Consider the following 16,573-nt stretch of genomic DNA (forward strand, 5'->3'; position numbering starts at 1 on the left):
GACCGGTCGCTCGCGCTCCGGTCGGATGCGGGCGAGGATCCTCCGGGATCCTGAGTTCTCCGGAACTCGCGGGCTGTGGCGCAGCTTGGTAGCGCACTTGACTGGGGGTCAAGGGGTCGCAGGTTCAAATCCTGTCAGCCCGACCGAAAAGTGTCTGACACGACGGCAGAAGCCCACCGAGGATCTCGGTGGGCTTCTTCGTTCGTGGGGCTGTCGTTGGGTCGTCCGCATAGGGTGCCCACACTGCGACGATGAGCGGACCACCTATGTGCGACACGAGTCTGATCCGGATCGTCCGGTTCGAGTCCGATTTGGACACCGTGGTCCGTGGAAGGACCGGCTAACGGACGCCCGCTACGCCGGGATCGCTCCTGGCGCTGGCGCTATCCGCTTTGCAGGCCAGTGACCTCGCCGCCGCGAGGACTGAGGCAGAGGCATCACCGATGCAGCGGTGGCCCCGTGGATGCGCTTCATTGTGCCGCCATGGATGTCCGTGGTCACGGATAGTATCCGACCATGACCGAACCTCTTCTTCGCTCCCTCCGCGAAGTGATGCTCGACGAGACTGAGCCATTGGCCGGTCTGCTGCGAAAATGTCTCCTGCTCGGTGCCGAGACGGGGTCGGAGTCTTTGAGGACGTGGGCGCGAGCTGAGCTCAAGGGCTACCCGCCCGAGGGTGACGACGTTCCGGCTTACCGAAAGCTCCACGGAGTGCCAATGGTCATGGATTCGATGAGTGGAAACACTTGGGCAAAGGGGCAGAATCTAGCCCGCCTTCAAGTCCCGGCAAAGGCTCGAGAATACGTCCCGGAGTTCATCTCGTTCGTGCAGCCGGTTGAGGAGTTGGCGCAGCTTGCGCAGCAAAAGCATCTCAACTTCGGACACGCAGGCCTCGCGATGGCGCAGACTGTATGGAACAGCGAACTCGGGCCATATCAAAGTGTCGTTTCGCTTGCGTTTGTAGTCCCTGGCTCTTTCTTGAGTGGGATTTTGGCGCAGGTGCGCACGAATCTTGTCGATATGATCGCTGACCTCACAGCGAGCACTCCCCTAACGGAGTTGCCTGGGCGAGCAAGTGTGGACGCCGCGGTGAGAGAGCATGTGGGAGATGTCTACAACACCACAGTGCTTCAGCCGAGCGGCCCAACGGCGATCGGGCGGGAGTCGTCGGCCAACGCAGGTCTGAGCATCGCGGATGCGGTAACCCTGCTCAAGGAGGTAGCCAAGGCCGCAAACCAGTTGGAGCAGTCACAGCAAGCTGATGTCCAAGCTGCTGTGCGAGACCTCGAGGCCGCGATGACCACAGAGGGAGCTGAGTCGGGTGAAGTCTTGCGGCGCACCGGGAAGCTCCGGAGTTTGACCGAAAAGCTTGGTGGTGCCGCTTTGACGGCAGCAACAAGCAGCGCCGTGTCCGCGATCACTGAACTTGCTCTGCAAGGCGCTTTCGGCTGATAGTGGCCACCCATACCGGCGTGAGAGGCGCCGCTACCGGCGCCAACGAGAGCGGGGCACAGCGCCCCCGACCGTCCGGTTGTCGATCCCCGAACGGGACGGGCTTTAGGCAGACGGATCTTGATGTGGCGCTGGTGCCCCGCGGTGTGTAATACGCTACTTTCATGCGGGGACGAATTCTCTGGGCGCTGGCGCTCCTGCTTGCTATCTACCTCGTGGTCTACGTCATCCCTATCGACGCATCGCGCATTCAGGTGGTTGCTGCCGTAGCGACAGCGGCAGCGGCCCTGATCGCTCTCGCGACTGCCGAACAGAGCGCGAAAGCTGCCGCTGCGAGCGAACGTGCCGCGAAGGACGCCATTCGCGCGCTGAGCACGGCGGGCAAGCCGAGCCTCAGCCCGTCAATGCGGCGAATGAACGGGGAGTGGGTGCTCGAGCTGGAAAATCGTTCCCTGCACCCCTTACGTCAGGCCCACGTACGCTGGTCATTCGCCGACGGAGCGAAAGGCTCCTACTTCGTCGGTCACCTTCCAGCGAGCACACACGGAGGTTTTCTCCGTGCTCAAAGCCCCGAGTATGCCCAGCAGACGTCGGTGCCGGAGCTCGCGCACCGGGACGACGGGCAGTGCGACCTCGTAATCACGTACCAGGGCGAGACGGGCCCCCTGATATGGCAGGCGACATATCGGCTGTCGCTGGGAACGGAACAGCGCGCTATGCACGTTAGTGAGAAGGAGCTGAGCGAAGCGGACAGCTCCCCGTTCTGACTCCTCTCGCTATTACCGTCCGGTGACGGATCGGCTATCGAGACGGCGCCGGTGGCGTTCGAGCGCGGGTGATCGCTCGATGGGCTCAAGGGCCGGAGTCGAGCCTGGCGGATGCCGCCGTGACTAGACGCGATCCTTCCCAGCTGCAGGAGAAAGGCCGTCGATGAGCAGCTGCACCAGGCGGCTGGCCAAGGGGCGTTGACTCTCGTGGCCGGCGATGACGGTTATTGGGCCGAGTGGCCGGATGCCGCGGTCCTGGTGCGCAGGGGAGGGAACGCTTGCTAACGCCCGACAGGGGTGCGCGGTGGGAGAGGGACCAAGGGCACCTGTTGGGAGTGGGATGAAGAACCTCGGCTACGGGGCTGCAACGACCCTGGTCAGCGACGCAGCTGCATCGGCGGTTCCGCGCCACGCGGCGATCCTCGCGCACACCGGGGGAGGCGACGTCGTCGACGTCCCCACCTCGGATGACGACGGCCTCGGCGCGCACGCCAGAATTGTCCTCGCCCCGGGCATCCCCGTGATCACCACGAACGCCCCCCGCCGCCGACGGGGCTGTGTGGGCCTGCAGCCTCCAGACGCCGGCAGTTCACGTGTCGTACCTCGACGACTTCCCCTGCGCTTTTACATTCGTGGAGTCGGCATGAGCCGTCACTCAGAAGGGGATGAACATGCGCTTGTACTCCAAACGGCGGGGAACCGCGGTCCTCGCGGTATCCTGTGCCGCAGCACTCGGCCTGGTTTTCGGAAGCGTCGTGGCGGCGTCGGCCGACACGACACCCGGGAACGACGCCGCACCGTCAGTCGTGCTGACCCCGGGCAGCACGGACCCGGTCGCGGCTGAGACGTGGAGCCTCACCATCCCCACTGAAAGCTCCACCGACCCCACGATCGGCCAGTCGAAAGCGACCGTTGGAGGCTGCCAGGGCAGCTTTACGACCGTCACGGCAGTCCCTGTTGAGCACGAGTTCCAGTGGGGCTCGCAGCTCCGCTGCACGGAGAGCGTCGCGGCGCGCACTGGTATAGCCATCCAGTACTGCACACGCGACGGTGGACCTGACGACTTTGACTGCAACGACGTCGCCGCGAATGGCGGCGAATACACCGCCGGTGTTTACCACGTTGCGCACACATACGCGAAGTGCCGTGGCGCTGCGCACTTCCGTCCGATCGCTTTCAACATCAAGGTGAAGAACCGCACCTATCCGACGGTGACGGGCAACGTCAACACGATCACCTGCAAGTAGTCGTAAATCAGAAGGGGCATCATGCCGCTGGGACACAACCCGTCGCGAGTGGAACTGTCGTTCTGGCGCGACAAGGCGCTCAGCGACGCGGCGTTCTGGGATCGGATAGGTGGTTCGAAGGGCATCACCTATCCGATCTCGGACGCGGACTCAAAGGGTCAACGAGTGCAACGGAGCGTGTGGACGGTCCTCATCGACGGCGGGCCAGACAAGGTCACTGCGACCAGCGTCGGCGACCGTGACGACTGGTCCACCGTCCGCTCTCACGGAGACGGATACGTCGCTGAGTACGAGGGTGAGCTGCTCGAACTCGATGGGCACGAGATCAGTGCCGTCTTCACCTATCTCGACATCCGACCACTCCTCGCGCGCGCTGGCGACGCGGCACGCCAACGCTTCGACGGGCCCGTAGCCGATGTCACCTACGCCGACCCGGAGACGATGGCCACGCTGACTCGCGCTCTGGCGCTTGTCGAGGGCGGCGAGCAGCTAGATGTGTCTTACGATCCACAGACCGGGTTCGTGCGCTCCGTCCGCAGGTTCGCTGCGGAACAGATCTGCGAGAGCGTCGAAGTGTCCGTCGACTGAGATCCGTGTCAATTGCCCATCGCCACCGAGAGCGCTCAGTCCCCTCCGGTCCCTCCCCACAGTCCAGTGGGCTCGTGCGGACCGTGCGGTGAACGATCCTTCAACGGAGCATCGCTTTGCTTGCGCCCGCGGTTGGTCGCACTTACGCTGCCCGAATGTGGTGGTGGATCGGAACGGGCTTGGTCTTGGCGGTGCTCCTCGTGCTGTGGTTCGTCATGCACCGCTACACGAACTTTGGCTCTCGGGCGGCGAAGTTCGAGGGGACGGACCCCGAAGTCGCGGAGGCCCTTCGGCAGGCCGAGGCTGACATCGCGCGGGGGCGCATGTACTTCTGACGCTCTCAAGGGCCAGCGAGCCCACGGCCGTCCGGTAGCCGATCGGCAACCGGACGGCACCTCTGTCGCCAACGGCTCGCTAAGCTCCACCCACATCTGGATTGGCACGACCGATCGATAGGGGTAGCAATGTTGATTCTGCAGTTGCTCGTGCCGGTAGTCCTGGTTGTCGTCGCCGTGCTCATTTTCCTCGCGGCCCGCGGGAGCATGAGTCGAAGCCCGCTGCAGGATCAGCAGGACGCCGAGTGGCGGGCGAGGCGTGACGAGCGACGTCGAGCTCGAGCCGAGCGTCGTTCCAGCGACCGGTAGACGATCGGCTATCGAGACGTCATCGGAAGGGCCGGAAGGGCCGGAAGGACCGATGAACGCGATCCTCCCGGCCTAGTTCACATTGCCCGGGCGTAGTCGACTGTTGGGTACGGGATGAAGCCGAGGGATTCGTACAGCGCTCGGGCCGGCGCGTGGAACTCGTCACCTCCGGTCCCGATATGTACGACGGTCACTCCGAGCTGTTCGAGGCTGGTGAGGGCGGCCGTGCAGAGGGCTCGCGCGACTCCTCGACGTCGAGCGTTCGGGTGGACAGCGATCATCTCCAGCCGCCCGGATGAGTTGCCCGTGGTGTTCCAGCCGACGTATCCGAGGGGCTCGCCGTGTTCTTCCGCCAGAGTGATGAACCGACCCTCGTCGGGAGCGAGCAGTGACGGGACCTCGTGGCGGTAGTCGTCTTCCCAGCGTCCGTGGTCGTGCGCCGTCACTTTGGGTCGCAGTTGCACGAGCGAGCCGGCAAGGAGCGGCCGGAACACCTCGATAGTCAAGTCGGTCAGCGCGGGCAGGTCGAGCGGTGTGCAGTCGCGGATGTGCATGGTTGTGCTTCTTTCGTGAGCAGTCTGAAGGCTCCACTCCCGTGGACGGGGGTGGGGGAGAGCGACGGCCTGTGGCCGTCCCTTCAGTAGCGCGTGCGCCAGCTCGCGAAGCAGTCCATGCGGCCACGGTATCCAGCGGGATGGCGCTGGGGAAGAATTCGCATGCCGATCGGCCATCGGGACGCTTGCCCGACTCACGCCAACGCCTTGCTGACGGGACCAATCGCGGGTTGGCTGAGTGTGTGACGTCTCCCGAAGTGATCCTCGTGCACGGTCTGTACCACCAGCCGCAGCACATGCAGCCACTCCGGGAAGCGCTCGAAGCGCGTGGCGCCACCGTCCATGTTCCCCGGCTCCGCCGGGGGTCGCTCGCGGCCGATACCAAGGCCTTGCAAGGAGCCGTTGAGGCTTGTCAGGACAGGCCCGTGCTGGTCGCCCACAGTTACGGCGGTGCGGTAGTCGCCGGGGTGGAGGGGGCCGCCTCGTTCGTGTTCATGGCGGCCTTCACACCGAGGGTCGGGGAGAGCTGCGCGCAGCTCGGTGGCCCTGACGCCCCGGTGAATCCTTTAATCCAGCCACACCCGGAAGGAGGCACGTTCATCCCCGCTGAGGCGGCGGTCGAGCTGTTCTACGCCGACTGTGATCTCCAGGCGGCGAGGCGAGCCGTGGACCTGCTCGTGCCGCAGGCGTCGGGGCACGGAAGGGGTGTTGTCGAAGCAGCACCGTGGGAGCGATCGGGCAGTCACTACATCGTCTGCTCGGACGACCGCGCCATGAGCCCCACTCTGCAACTGCGGATGGCGAAGCGGTGCAGCAGTCATGAAGTGCTCAGCGCGAGCCATTCGCCGTACATCTCGAAGCCTCAGCATTTCGCGGCCGCGGTGCTGGGTTGGACCGCAGACCGGTAGCCCATCGGCTATCGGATGGGATCAGTGCTCAGCGGCCGTAGGCAAGAAGGCTTCCCAAAGGAGCTCGCCGTCGACCAGAGCGCTCGTGGGTGCAAGCCCGGTCCGTCGCGCCACGTGCATCGAGGCGGTGTGATCGGGATGGATGAAAGCCCTGATGTGTCGGACGTCGATCGAACGCAACCACGTCACGACGGTTGTTGCTGCCTCGACGGCGATCCCGCGACCCTGTTCCTCTGGCGTGACCAGCCAGGCGAGGTCCGCCACGAGGCCGTCCTCCTTGCGCTCGAGGGTGGCCTGCACGAATCCGATCGCCGGTCCGCCGCAGGCAGGACGGACGATCCAGTTCAGCCAACCCGCGCTGCCGTCCTCAGACTGGCCCTGGGATTGGCGGCGGTACCGTGCGACCAGTTCGTCCGGGGTCGGTGGCTCGCCGCCAGTGAACCGGTAGAGCTCTGGTGGAGCCAGGGCGCCCAGCATCTCGCTTGCGTGGTCGACGGCAAGCGGTTCAAGGGCGAGACGATCCGAGTGCAGGGGATTAGCCTGTGGCCACGACATGTCCTGAGCCTTGCAGATCGCGAACGGCGTGGAGTGCCCCATGCAACATCCACACTGACCACGGCCTGACTCCGCACCTGATCACGAGAGCGGCTGTCGCCGGATCCACACGGTCACCCCGAGGTGAGCGATGCCGGTCGCAGCGAGACAGACCATTGCCCACCCGATGACGCTGTGCCCGGTGGCGAGGAAGAAGATCCCGAAGGCGAGGACGAGGGCGACCAGGAGCGCACCGGCCAGGAACAGCAGCAGGCTGGTAACGGGGCTGGCGTTCAAGGTGAGCTGCGCGTCACGCACCCAGGCTGGGGTCCGCACACGATTCACGAGGATCGCGACCGAACCCACCAGGACTGCGATGCTCGCTGCGAGCAGACCTGCTTCAGCCATGCCGAGATGGTACCGGCGGGCGAGCGTGACACATTCGTCGTGCACTTCTTCCAAGCGCTGAGCGGCGAGATGGTCGCGCCCGACTGGGGCGCCACGAGTTGGTCGGTCAGTGTGATTCGCGTCACCGACGCGACGTACCGTGCGGCGTTTGCAGAGGCCCGGCGGATCGCCGCAGGCGAGGTGTTGCCGACACTGTTCTCGGTGTCCCTCGAGACCGCGGAGCCGAGTGGTCCTGGGGTCCTGCGACTGTTCGGCACCGACCTCAACATGGAGGGACTCGAGCTCGAGCCCGATTCACACGCGGCGAAACGGGAGATGTTCGCCGAGTTCTTCAGCCGCGACCGTTCTGCGCACGCGTGATCGGGGATCTGGAGCGCAACCACTGACGGACGGGAGGCCCGGTGCCAGCTGGCACCGTGCCTCCAGTCCGTCACGCGCCGCGCGCGAGGAGCTGCTCGTGATGGAGGTGGAGCTGGCGTCTGCACCGCTGTGCAACCCGCTCACTGTGGGTGACGATCACGAACGTGGTTCCTGCTTGCTGCAGCCGGTCGAAGAGGGCGAGCACGTCGTCTTCGGTCGTCTCGTCCAGTGCGCCGGTGGGCTCATCGGCGAGGACGACGGCAGGGCGCTTCGCGATGGCTCGGGCGATCGCGACGCGCTGCGCTTCTCCTCCTGAGAGTCGTCGTGGGCGCTTGCCAGCGAGGTGACTGATGCCGACCGCCTCGAGAGCCTCATGTGCTCGGGCGGCAGAATCAGCGCGAGCAGGAACGCCGAGCCGGACGTTGTCGAGCACGCTCCGGTCGCCGAGGAGCCTGTGGTCCTGGGTGACGATGCCGATGTGTCGGAGTCGGTGCGCCGCCATCCTGCGTGCGGTGCGCTCGAGCACGTGCCCGTCGTGCTCATAGGTCCCGCCGAAGTCGGTGTCGAGGCCGGCGAGGATCCGGAGCAGCGTGCTCTTGCCCGATCCGCTGCGCCCGGTGATGGCTACTGAGCGATCGTCTTCGCGAAGGTCGAAGTCGAGTCGGTCGAACAGTGCTCGGGTCGATCCGTCGGGCTCGGTGATGGTCTTGGAGACGTCGCGCAGCACGATGTCCTCGTCCGAGCGAGGTGCTCTCCCGATCGACCGCACTGGTCGCAGCACTCGCTCCTGCTGGTCAGAGCTTGACGGGGAACGTGGCGAGCAGGGCGACGCCGGCGAGCGCGCCAACGACGGCTGCGATCAACAGGACATCTCGCAGTCGCTCGCGCAGTTCACGTTGGGACAGGGCCGTGAGGAACAGGACGAGGGCGAAGAGGACGGTGAGGATGGAGTAGTTGTCCGCCCGTTGGTTCATCTCGAGCGCCCGGGCGAAGCGTCCATCCGCGCGATCGGCGAGTGCGGTAGCGGTGGCGGTGCCCTCGGGGACGTAGGACCGCTCGGCGAACGGTCCGGCCGCTGCTTTCCCGTCGGCCTGCCAAGCCTCGAACGCGGTCTGGAGCTCCGGGGTGAACCGTTGCTCGACGTAGTCCCGGAGCACCGTGTCGTTGCGTGCATCAGCGAGGACCCACTGCACCCGGATGGTGAGGTCCCACTGCCGGGCGTCGCGCGCTTCAGAGGTCGCGTCGGCGGCTTGCACCCGAGCGCTCGAGGCCTGGCTGAACGCGATCGACATCTCGCCTCCACTTCGATGCCTGGAACCCGCACCAGGCGGTGAGGACCGCGGTGATCGAGAGGATGAGGACGGTGATGAGCTCGCGGTTCGAGCGCCAACGTGTCCGGCGATCGGACTGCCCTGTACTGCTCATGCCTTCTGCTCCCGGCCGTCGGTCCGTTGAACGGACCACCACCTTCGCCCTGCTGGGGGAGGCGCCCATCGCCCGGAGCGGGTGAACTCGGTGAGGACCTGGAGCGAAACCACGGACGGACTGGAGGCGTGGTGCCAGCTGGCACCGTGCCTCCAGTCCGGCCGTCACCCCGCTGGGGCGGGGCGCCGGGACAGGCTGGTCATCTCGAGAAGCCGCGGATCCGCGTCGGTGTCACTCGGTGGGTCGCCGGCGACGCCGGCGACCCAGCACAAGCGTCCCGGCACCGGCCAGGAGGAGCAGTGTCGCGAGCAACGCCGGTCCGACAGGTGACTCCGCTCCGGTCGCGGCCAGCGTGCCCGTCGCCGGCGCCGTCGCCGGGGTCGTCGGTGCGCCGGCGCCCTGCGCCGCTGGTGTCACGGTCGGCGTCGGCGTGGGCTCCGCGGTGGGCGTCGCGGTCGGTCCTGGCACGGCTGCAGCGATCAGCGGGTTCTCGGTCATCGCCGTGCCGGTGAGGCAGTGCTTGAGCTCGGTCTCCTTGACCCAGTGCGACCCTGCGGCGACCGCACGGCACCCGGAGGCGAACGCGATCTCCCGCTCGTTGTAGAGCATGCGCACGAGCGGCGTGTAGGCCGCTCCGGTAGCGGGGTCGATGCCTGCACGCGACACGACGTCCCACTGCACGTTCGCCGCCATCGGCGTCACCTGGGAGCCTCGCCACGGGTTGGTGGCGTCGTCGTAGACGTCGGCGTCCGATGCCGGAGCAGCGTTGTCGGGCGCGGCGACGGTGGATCCCGGCAGACGCAGCAGCGCAGCGAACGGGATGATCGTCTCGGCGTGCGCGAAGCGGAAGGTCGCGACCACGTCGCCGCCGGCGACGCGGGCGTCGATCGTGGCGAAGAAGTCGTCGAGCAGGGGCTCGGCGATCGAGTAGGTCTCGTCGTGCCCGGCGAGGCTCGGGCCCTTCTCGTAGAAGTCCTCGGCGTCGAGCAGGTACGCGAACCACTCGGCATCCGCCGGCCGGCCAGCGAAGTACTGGGCGAAGTCGAACTGGTGCGGAGCGACGTTCTCCTCTTGCATGTCGGCCGCGATGATGTACAGGTTGTACAGCGACATCGCCGCATCGACGGTGCTCTTGATCGACTTCTTCGGATCGCCGCAGGCATCGGGATCGGCCTTGGTGTCGGCACCGGGCGCGCACGCCACCGCGCCGCCCTTCGAGCCGTCGGCGGTGTTGTACCAGGTGTGTGCCTTGTCCGTGCCGATCGCGGCGATGAACCCGGGCGTGAAGATGCCGGAGAGCAGGTCGTTCGCCGCTTCGACGGATCGCGGCTTCGCCTCGATGTACTGCAAGGCTGCGGCGATCGTGCCGCCGTCACCGGTCTGTGCGGCGACGTAGTCCTCGTACGCCTGGGCTCGCTGGCGCTCGGGCGACCCTTCGGCCTTCTCGGTGCCGTCCGGGTTCTCGACGTCGTGGAAGTAGAGCAGGTCAGGGCGCGGCTCGAGCTTGACGCCCGTGGCACCGAAGCCCCGCAAGAAGTTCTCGCCGGACTCCGTCGCGCGAGACTCACCCGAGGTCTCGGCGACGACACGCCCGCCCGTCTTCGCCGCAGCTGCGAACAGCTGCTTGTTGCGCTGCGCGGCTCGTGCTCCGATGCCCCGGTGCTGGGTGGCGCCCTGACCGGTGAGCATGCCGTAGCCGTTCGCGACGTTCGCCGCGGTGATGGCGTCGAGGTTCGCGGAGAACTCCTTCCCGATCTCCGGCGTCAGGAACCCGTTCTCGGCCTGCGCGGTCGCGGCGAGACGGTGCAGCAGTGCGTCGTACTTGTAGGCGGAGAGTCCCCGGGATCCGTGTCGGGCGACCGACTCCGTGGCGACGGGGGCGTAGCCCGTCGGCGCCGGCGAGTAGGCGTCGATGTCCGACTGGCTGGGGGCGATGTAGGGCTGCTTGCTGCTGGTGAAGCTGGCCTCGTCGGCGTGTGCCGGCACCGCGAACACCAGCGAGGCGAGGGCGGCGACGGCAACGCAGGACAGTGCGGTGCGGGTGTTCATGGGTCCTCCGGTATCGGGACCCTCGGGCAGCGGTCCGACAAGCAGAGGTAGCGGCAGCGGGTGAACAGCCCTTGACCTGGGGGTGACCGGACGGTGCTGCCGGGTACGGCGGCGCGCGTGGGACGCCACGACAGAGGCGCAGGCCCTGGACGCGTGCCACTGACGGACTGGAGGCCCGGTGCCAGCTGGTACCGGGCCTCCTGTCCGTCAGTTGCCGGCCATCGAGACCTGCCTAGCTGTGCCCGGACCGCCGGGTCAGCTTCGAGCTGACGACGCCGTAGAGCAGCCAAGCGACGACAACGACGAGTGCGACCGTGCCGTACATCGCCGGCAGGGCGCCCTGCACCAAGAACGGCACGAGCAAGAGACTGACCAGGCCGAGGACGGCCAAGGTGATCTTGTAGCTGCGAGGAGACATCAGACCTTCCTGACTTGCACTGGCTGGCGCCCTTGTCGAGGACGAACGGGTTCCACCCCGAGAGCGGGGTTCCGGAGAGCCCGTACCCATCATCGGATGGTGACGACGAGCTTGCCTGACCGGGTCCCGTCCTCCATGTCGCGGTGGGCCTGCACGATCTCCTCGAGCGGATACACCTTCGCGATCGGGACCTGCACGGTGCCGGCTGCGACGGTGTCAAGGTACGTCTGCAGCACCGATGCCGGCAGGTCGCTCGCTTCGCCGGAGTACGCGGTGAGGCGCACCCCGTTGGGGATCACCGCCATCGGGTAGAAGTCGGGGATGGTCCAGACGTCGGAGAGCATCCCGCTGAACGACACGGTGCCGTGGACGGCTGTCGCCCGGAGCGTGTCGGGCAGCGTGTCTGTGCCGATCAACTCGACCGCTCCGTTGACGCCGTCCGGCACGATTCGACGGACCGTGTCGGCGATCCTGCCCGAGTCCACCACGACGTGGTCCGCACCAGTGGTGTGCAGTCGCTCCGTGCGGTCCGGGTTGCGAGTGGTGGCAATGACGGTCATGCCCTGCTGCTTCGCCAGCACGATGCACGCCAGGCCGATCGACGACGTGCCACCGCGGATCAGGATCGTGTCGCCCCGGCGGGCACCGACGCCCACGGTGAGCGAACCGTGTGCGGTCTGCAGCATCTCGGGGACGGCGCCGAGCAGGGACCAGTCGAGGCTGCTCCGGAACGGCACGACGCTGCTGGCCGGAACGACGGTGTACTCGGCGTAGCCCCCGTCGAAGTCGCGACCCATCCCGCCCATCAGCCCGGCCACTTGGGTACCGGCGGGGAACTCTCCACCTGGGGCTGCCTCCACGGTCCCGACGGCTTCGATCCCGGGCACCCGTGGGAAGGTCCCGAAATGGCCCATGCCGCGGCGGAAGTGCAGCTCGGACCGGTTGAGCCCGAACGCTTCCACACGGATCAGCACCTGGCCCGGGCCTGGGATCGGGATCGGCAGCTCACGGAGGTGCAACACGTCGGGGCCACCGGGTGCGTCGATCACGACGGCCCGCATGGTGGCCGTCATCGCCTTGCCTCCAACGTCGACTGCAGGCGCTCGAGTGCCGCGATGCCGTCTGCGATCGCCGTGGCATCGGCATCCGAGAGCACGGCGTCCAGCGCTTGGTCGAACCGCTCGTCCGCGAGGGCGAAGGCGTCTCTCCCCTGGGGTGAGAGCACACTGCGGACACTGCGCCGATCGTCCGGGTCCGTCGAACGCTCGAGGAAACCATCGGCGGCGAGCCGGTCGAGCAAGCGACTGGCTGCAGCGATCGACGTCCCGACGCCGGTCGCGACGTCCTGCACCCGGGCGCCCGATGGGGCCGCCTGGACGATCCGCAACACTTCCAGTCGGGCCAGGCTCAGCACACCCTCGCCCCGCATCCGCTTCTCGACCGCGTTCCACACGTCGGTCTCGTGCCGCACCAGCGCGGCGAAGTACTCGTGCAGACGCGCCGCTCGCCCGGTCCGGTCATCCGCGGCGTCGATTCCAGGGAGGGGGGCGAGTTCCGTGCTCATGCTTCGACTCTACGGCATCTACTTGCTATGTAAAGTAGTTGCCCATGACCACAGACACACGCCTCTCGTTCCTGCGATTCGTCGACTTCATCAACAGCGCCGACCCGTCCATCGGTGAGACGGTCATCGCACCGGAGGCGGCGTTCTTGACGCCGTTCTCGCCCGAGCCGCTGCGCGGGCTGCCGGGGTACCTGCAAATCCTGACGATCATGCGGGGCGCGTTCTCTGACATCCAGTGGAGCATCGACCGGATCGTCGTCGAGGGCGACACGGTCGCAGCACGTTTCGAACTCCGCGGCACGCACGACGGCGAGTTCCTCGGTGTCCCCGCTACGGGGAGGACGGTGGTCGCGAACGCGAGCAACTTCTACCGTTTCGACGAGGGACTGATCGTCGACGAGGTCGGTCAGCCGGACGTGCTCAGCATCCTCGGGCAGATCGGGGCGCTCCCGCCGGCACTCGGCTGAACGGTCACCGTTGAACGCCCTCGAGAGCCCACCCGTTGTCGCAGATGCGCATCGGGGGAGTGAGCGACCTGGAACCGTGGATGCTGCTCGGGTTCGGCGAGGACATGCGCTGATCGCTACGGTGATGCGCGCGCAGCCTCGGGCGGCAGCGGCGTCCGTTGGCAAGGTGCATGGATGCAGACCGAGGACGATTGGCAGATCGCCACCCGAGCTCCGTCACCGACGCTGTTCGCGGGGGAGTTCGCCGAGTTCTCCAGTCGAGACTGCACCGCGGTCGAGTGATCGGGCGTGACCCGCGGTCGTCGTCGAGGAGGTCCGGAGCGCAGCCGGCGGCGGACTGGGTGTGGCCGCCACATCCCCGGCACGGACGTCACTTCGCCAGCGCGCGCGGATCGCGGAGAGTCGAGAGTTAGATGGGCGCATGTTTTCTCGCGTTCCGCCCCGTGTGTTCGGCCTTGCGTTCGGCCTCGGGGCTCTGGTCGCGGGGCTCGTGATGGCGCTCCTCGGTGCGGGCGTTCAGTACATCGGGCTCGTGGCCGGAGGGCTGGTCATCGCGGCGATGGGATTGCTGGCTGCGATCGTCGGCGCGATCGGCTTCGCACTCCACGGGTCCGCCCGATCCGAGCGGGACCGGTCGAAGCGAACCTGAGTCGCTGGCAGGCTCGTTCGGCGGTCGATCCGTTACCGAACGGCGATCGTCCTGAGTGGTGAGCACATCGCCACGACGACGGCGCCGGCGAACACGAGGGTCACCGCGAGCAGCGCGACGCCATCTCCAGCGACGGTCATGAGCGCGCCGCCGCCCACTGCTCCTCCAGCCGCGAGGGTCCTGTTCGCGCTGCGCATCGTGCCGTTCATCCGACCGAGCAGCGCGTCGGGTGTGACGGTTTGGCGAAGACTCATCTCGTTCGCGTTCTCGCAGCCCGCTGCAGCGCCGTGCACGGCGAAGGCGACGAAGAACACGGCGACGGTCGCCGGTGTTCCTGCGGTGTCGGTGCCAACCGTCGTGAGCGTGATGGCGGCCCAGGCGATCGGGTACGCGGCTCGAGCGGCGATGATCGTCCGGCCGGCGCCGAAGCGGGTGCCGAGGCGCAGCGCCGCAGTGGCGCCGAGGAGCATCGCGACACCGCTGACTGCGAGGATGCCCCCGTACACGGCCGCTGAGAGCGCGAAGGTGCGGAGCGCGAGTGTCGCGAACACCGTCAGTCCGGCGGCGTTGGCGAGGAACCAGAGATGTGTCGACAGCGCCAGCGGTGCGAGCGTCGCATGACCGTACGTCCACCGCAGGCCGTCGGCGATGTCGCTCCGCAACCGCGCACCCGCCGTGCGCGCTGGCGTCTGCTCGATGACGCGGACGCCCGCGATGAGGACGGCGTCGACGAAGTAGCTCACCGCGTCGAGGGCGATCGCGACCGGCGCGGTCACGATGCTGACCAGGACACCTCCGAAAGCCGGGCCCACCGTCTGCGCTGCCGCATCACTCTGGTCGACCCGCGCATTCGCCGCCAGGAGGAGTGGGCGAGGGACGATTCGGGGGAGGAGGGACTGCGTTGCAGCGAATCCGATGACGGACAGGATGCCGAACACGAACAACGCCGCCGCCGTCACCCAGAGGTTCAAGAGCCCCGTGAACCAGAGCACCGGGATCGTGCCCAGGCACACGCCACGACCGACACTCGCCCAGATCAGGAGTGGCTTGCGTGGGAATCGATCAACGTACGCGCCGACGATCAGCCCGAACAACGCGTACGGGAGGAACTGGGCAGCGTTCACCAGCCCCACCTCGAACGGGCTGGCGTGCAGCACTATCACCACGAGAACCGGTACGGCGACCGCGCTGACTGCTGATCCGAACGACGAGACGGTCGCAGCAGACCAGTACGGGCGGAACCCGGGGACTCCACGCAGCGTGGTCGCGTCCTCGCCCATGCGCCAACGCTGGCAGACCGCGACGCTGCGAGCAAGACAGTTCGCCCAAGACACTGTTCAAGCGTCGATGTCGGTCGGCTCCGCGACTTGTACGCGTCCCGGCAAACCCCGGACCGCTCTGTGCCAAGCCCAGGCGGCGGCGAGGAACACACCCGTGGCGATGAGCCAGAGCAGCCAGGGCGTGCGCGAGTCCAAGAGTCCGAGAGTGAGCGGGAACAGTGCCATGCCGATCGAGCTCGCGGTCTGGAACACCCCGATCGCTCGGCCGCGGATTCGAGGGTGTGGAGCTTCGGCCATGACCGCGTTGGCGGCCGGGAGGTAGATCATGTCCGCAGCTGCCAGCAGGATCGCGACCACGATGACGAAGGACCACGCCGCCGGCCCGTGCAGCGGAGGGAGAACGATGAGCGGTGCTGCGGTCGCGGCAGTCAAGACTGCACCGAGCGCGATGAGCGTTCCACGCTGCTGACCAGCAACCCAGCGGGTCACGGAGGTCTGGAGCAACGCGCACAGGCCCGTAGCGACAGCGAACTGGACGGGCGCGACCGCTGGGGACATGCCCCACTGCTCGACGAACAGAACACTGAACGCGACGTTCGGCAACACCATTGCGGGACCGATGAGGAACTGTCCGAGCGTGATGAGTCGCATCGACCGGTCGGCGACGAAGGAACGAAGCGACCCGGTCGTGTCCGCCCCTTCCGTATCGGCGAGGGCGGACGTCGGCGTGGATCGATACCCGGTGGGTTGCGTCGCGAACACGCCGGCCGCCAGAACGCTGGTGACGACGTTGGCGAGGACCAGCCACCGCAACCCGTCTTGGTGGCCGTTCGCGAGGGTGACCGCGGCGATGATCGCGCCAGCGCCGAGCGCGGCGGCCTTCGTCGCTTCGAGGAACGCGAACCACCGCTCGAACGGGCGGCCTTCAGCGAGGTCGTGGACGTACGCGGTCCATGAGGTCCAGTAGAGCCGCTCGGAGCCGTTGGCCAGGAAGATCGCCGCGAAGATCATCATCGGATCGTGAGCGAACAGGTAGAGCGTGAAGCCCGCTGCTGAGAGGAGGTTGTTGAGGATCATCGACGCCTTCGCGCCGAATCGATCGGTGAGGACGCCACCGACCAGTCCGATCGGGAGGGCAATCAGTGTCGCGACGGTGGAGACGGCGCCGAGCACTGCAAGCGGCACGTCGGTGGTGATGGTGAAGTAGACGATCGTCAGTGGCAGCGTGAGGCCGGCGCCGATGGTGTCGGTCAAGACTG

Annotated in this window: 20 protein-coding genes and 1 tRNA gene; 10 read left to right on the top strand and 11 right to left on the bottom strand. The window is 67.0% G+C overall.

The features are described from left to right. Positions 1-69: 69 nt before the first annotated feature. The 6 genes from DEJ01_RS04835 to DEJ01_RS04855 all read left to right on the top strand — a co-directional run bounded on the left by DEJ01_RS04835 (position 70) and on the right by DEJ01_RS04855 (position 4,389). Positions 70-143, top strand: a tRNA-Pro gene (locus tag DEJ01_RS04835). A 373-nt stretch (positions 144-516) separates the two neighbouring features. Next, on the top strand, positions 517-1,452 hold the full coding sequence (locus DEJ01_RS17885; protein WP_146247552.1) for a hypothetical protein: 936 nt from the start codon (positions 517-519) through the stop codon (positions 1,450-1,452). Between the two features lie 164 nt (positions 1,453-1,616). Then, positions 1,617-2,219, top strand: coding sequence for a hypothetical protein (locus DEJ01_RS04840; RefSeq protein WP_111092342.1), 603 nt, complete (start codon positions 1,617-1,619; stop codon positions 2,217-2,219). Between the two features lie 671 nt (positions 2,220-2,890). Continuing rightward, positions 2,891-3,466 carry a hypothetical protein gene (locus DEJ01_RS04845; RefSeq protein WP_146247553.1) on the top strand — a complete coding sequence of 192 codons (576 nt, stop codon included), beginning with the start codon at positions 2,891-2,893 and terminating at the stop codon, positions 3,464-3,466. A 48-nt stretch (positions 3,467-3,514) separates the two neighbouring features. Then, a complete protein-coding gene (locus DEJ01_RS04850) occupies positions 3,515-4,054 on the top strand; it encodes a hypothetical protein (protein ID WP_111092344.1) in 540 nt (179 codons plus the stop codon). Positions 4,055-4,209: 155 nt separating this feature from the next. Then, the gene (locus DEJ01_RS04855) at positions 4,210-4,389 is read left to right on the top strand and encodes a hypothetical protein (RefSeq protein ID WP_111092345.1); all 180 of its coding nucleotides are present in this window, start codon (positions 4,210-4,212) and stop codon (positions 4,387-4,389) included. Positions 4,390-4,775: 386 nt separating this feature from the next. Here DEJ01_RS04855 and DEJ01_RS04865 read toward each other — a convergent pair whose 3' ends face one another. After that, the gene (locus DEJ01_RS04865; RefSeq protein WP_111092346.1) at positions 4,776-5,252 is read right to left on the bottom strand and encodes a GNAT family N-acetyltransferase; all 477 of its coding nucleotides are present in this window, start codon (positions 5,250-5,252) and stop codon (positions 4,776-4,778) included. A 242-nt stretch (positions 5,253-5,494) separates the two neighbouring features. Here DEJ01_RS04865 and DEJ01_RS04870 point away from each other — a divergent pair, with 242 nt between their 5' ends. Further along, positions 5,495-6,160, top strand: coding sequence for an alpha/beta hydrolase (locus tag DEJ01_RS04870; protein ID WP_181438358.1), 666 nt, complete (start codon positions 5,495-5,497; stop codon positions 6,158-6,160). 21 nt (positions 6,161-6,181) lie between these two features. Here DEJ01_RS04870 and DEJ01_RS04875 read toward each other — a convergent pair whose 3' ends face one another. Next, entirely contained in the window at positions 6,182-6,757 is a 576-nt protein-coding gene (locus DEJ01_RS04875) for a GNAT family N-acetyltransferase (protein WP_258375641.1), read from the bottom strand. Between the two features lie 39 nt (positions 6,758-6,796). Continuing rightward, positions 6,797-7,102 (bottom strand): hypothetical protein, encoded by a 306-nt coding sequence (locus tag DEJ01_RS04880; RefSeq protein WP_111092348.1) that lies wholly within the window; start codon positions 7,100-7,102, stop codon positions 6,797-6,799. Between the two features lie 6 nt (positions 7,103-7,108). On the opposite strand from DEJ01_RS04880, the gene DEJ01_RS04885 reads away from it, so the two are divergent. Beyond that, positions 7,109-7,462 carry a hypothetical protein gene (locus DEJ01_RS04885; protein WP_111092349.1) on the top strand — a complete coding sequence of 118 codons (354 nt, stop codon included), beginning with the start codon at positions 7,109-7,111 and terminating at the stop codon, positions 7,460-7,462. A 70-nt stretch (positions 7,463-7,532) separates the two neighbouring features. On the opposite strand, the gene DEJ01_RS04890 is transcribed toward DEJ01_RS04885, so the two are convergent. The 6 genes from DEJ01_RS04890 to DEJ01_RS04915 form a co-directional block, all read right to left on the bottom strand. After that, positions 7,533-8,189, bottom strand: a complete 657-nt coding sequence (locus DEJ01_RS04890; protein WP_181438359.1) for an ABC transporter ATP-binding protein — start codon at positions 8,187-8,189, stop codon at positions 7,533-7,535. Positions 8,190-8,256: 67 nt separating this feature from the next. Beyond that, on the bottom strand, positions 8,257-8,754 hold the full coding sequence (locus DEJ01_RS04895) for a hypothetical protein (protein ID WP_258375642.1): 498 nt from the start codon (positions 8,752-8,754) through the stop codon (positions 8,257-8,259). Positions 8,755-9,118: 364 nt separating this feature from the next. Then, complete coding sequence (locus DEJ01_RS04900) at positions 9,119-10,936, bottom strand: histidine-type phosphatase (protein WP_111092351.1); 1,818 nt, start codon at positions 10,934-10,936, stop codon at positions 9,119-9,121. A gap of 232 nt (positions 10,937-11,168) precedes the next feature. Then, a complete protein-coding gene (locus DEJ01_RS04905) occupies positions 11,169-11,354 on the bottom strand; it encodes a hypothetical protein (RefSeq protein ID WP_071244971.1) in 186 nt (61 codons plus the stop codon). Positions 11,355-11,443: 89 nt separating this feature from the next. Further along, positions 11,444-12,427, bottom strand: coding sequence for a zinc-binding alcohol dehydrogenase family protein (locus DEJ01_RS04910; protein WP_111092352.1), 984 nt, complete (start codon positions 12,425-12,427; stop codon positions 11,444-11,446). Further along, positions 12,424-12,918 (bottom strand): MarR family transcriptional regulator, encoded by a 495-nt coding sequence (locus DEJ01_RS04915; protein WP_111046573.1) that lies wholly within the window; start codon positions 12,916-12,918, stop codon positions 12,424-12,426. Before DEJ01_RS04915 ends, DEJ01_RS04910 begins: the two co-directional genes overlap by 4 nt. 44 nt (positions 12,919-12,962) lie before the next feature. On the opposite strand from DEJ01_RS04915, the gene DEJ01_RS04920 reads away from it, so the two are divergent. Then, a complete protein-coding gene (locus DEJ01_RS04920) occupies positions 12,963-13,385 on the top strand; it encodes an ester cyclase (protein ID WP_110864774.1) in 423 nt (140 codons plus the stop codon). 421 nt (positions 13,386-13,806) lie between these two features. Then, positions 13,807-14,034 carry a hypothetical protein gene (locus DEJ01_RS04925; protein WP_146247555.1) on the top strand — a complete coding sequence of 76 codons (228 nt, stop codon included), beginning with the start codon at positions 13,807-13,809 and terminating at the stop codon, positions 14,032-14,034. A gap of 32 nt (positions 14,035-14,066) precedes the next feature. Here DEJ01_RS04925 and DEJ01_RS04930 read toward each other — a convergent pair whose 3' ends face one another. After that, positions 14,067-15,314: an MFS transporter gene (locus DEJ01_RS04930; RefSeq protein ID WP_111092353.1), complete on the bottom strand. Its 1,248-nt coding sequence runs from the start codon at positions 15,312-15,314 to the stop codon at positions 14,067-14,069. 57 nt (positions 15,315-15,371) lie between these two features. Beyond that, positions 15,372-16,568: an MFS transporter gene (locus tag DEJ01_RS04935; RefSeq protein WP_181438360.1), complete on the bottom strand. Its 1,197-nt coding sequence runs from the start codon at positions 16,566-16,568 to the stop codon at positions 15,372-15,374. Positions 16,569-16,573 lie beyond the last annotated feature (5 nt).

The sequence above is a fragment of the Curtobacterium sp. MCLR17_040 genome, from assembly GCF_003234735.1.
GTDB classification, from domain to species: Bacteria; Actinomycetota; Actinomycetes; order Actinomycetales; family Microbacteriaceae; genus Curtobacterium; species Curtobacterium flaccumfaciens.